The 1505-nt window shown below is 74.6% G+C and carries 1 protein-coding gene; it reads left to right on the plus strand.

All coding sequences use genetic code 11. From position 1 onward, the window contains the following. Positions 1-148 precede the first annotated feature (148 nt). A partial coding sequence (locus GT042_RS30490; protein ID WP_161311924.1) for an FAD-dependent oxidoreductase occupies positions 149-1505 on the plus strand: 1357 nt, incomplete at its 3' end.

Here is a 1505-nt window from a genome sequence, read left to right on the forward strand (position 1 = left end):
GGTGCCGGCGTGGAAGCCGTCGGCCGTCTACGAACCGCGGATCGGGCCGGCCGAGGCCGCCGGCCGCCTCGGGGTCTTCCGCGCGGCCGTGGCCGCGCTGGTGGACCGTACTCCCCCGCCCGTCGCGGCCCCCTGAGCCTGGAGCACCATGACTGTCACCACTGCGGGGGTCCTGCCGGACGAGGTGTACGACGTCGTGGTCGTCGGCGCCGGGGTGGTCGGCGCGGCCCTCGCCCGTGAACTGACGCGGTACGACGTGCGGATCGCCTTCGTGGACGCGGCCGACGACGTCGGGGCCGGCACGTCGAAGGCCAACACGGCCATTCTGCACACCGGTTTCGACGCCGTCCCGGGCTCGCTGGAGTCCCGGCTGGTCCGTGAGGGGCGGCGGCGGCTGGCCGCGTACGCCGAGGAGAGCGGCATCCCCGTCGAGCCGGTCGGCGCGCTGCTCGTCGCCTGGGACGACGAGCAACTGGCCGCGCTCCCCCGGCTCATGGAGAAGGCCGAGCGCAACAACTGCCACGACACCCGCGTCATCGGCCCCGAAGAGGTCTACCGGCGCGAGCCCGCCCTGGGCCCCGGAGCGCTCGGCGCGCTCACCGTGCCGGGCGAGAGCGTCATCTGCCCGTGGACCACCACCCTCGCGTACGCCACCCAGGCGGTGCGCAACGGAGCCGACCTGCACCTCAACTGCCGAGTGGAACGGGTGAGCGGCGGGTCCCCGCACGAACTCACCACCGGCCGGGGCCGGTTGCGTACGCGGGTGCTGATCAACGCCGCCGGGCTGTACGCGGACGACCTCGACCGGCAGCTCGGCCACACCGACTTCACCGTGACCCCGCGCCGGGGCCAGCTGATGGTCTTCGACTCGTTCGCGCGGGACCTGGTCCGGCACATCCTGCTGCCGGTGCCCACCGCCCTCGGCAAGGGGGTGCTGGTGGCGCCGACGGTGTACGGCAACGTCCTCCTCGGCCCCACCGCAGAGGACCTGACCGACCGGACCGCCACCCACTCCACGGCCGAGGGGCTCGCCTTCCTGCGGGCGAAGGGCCGGCGGATCGTGCCCGCGCTCCTCGACGAGGAGGTGACGGCCGTGTACGCGGGGCTGCGCGCCGCGACCGAGGAGGACGACTACCGGATCCGCTGCCACCCGGGGCAGCGGTACGTGACGGTGGGCGGGATCCGCTCCACCGGGCTGACCGCTTCGATGGCGATCGCCGCGCACGTGGTCGGGCTGCTGACGGAGGCGGGCGAGAGGCTCGGCGAGCCCCGGACGCTCGAACCGGTGACCATGCCCCACCTCGGCCGGACCTCACCGCGCCCGTACGAACGTCCGGAGCTGATCGCGGCCGATCCCGAGTACGGCAGGCTCGTCTGCCACTGCGAGCGGGTCTCACGCGGCGAGATCCGCGACGCCCTCACCGCCACCGTCCCGGCCCGCTCGCTCGACGGGCTGCGGCGGCGCACCCGGGCACGGGCCGGCCGGTGCCAGGGTTTCCACTGCG

The organism is Streptomyces sp. SID3212, from assembly GCF_009865405.1.
GTDB lineage: Bacteria > Actinomycetota > Actinomycetes > Streptomycetales > Streptomycetaceae > Streptomyces.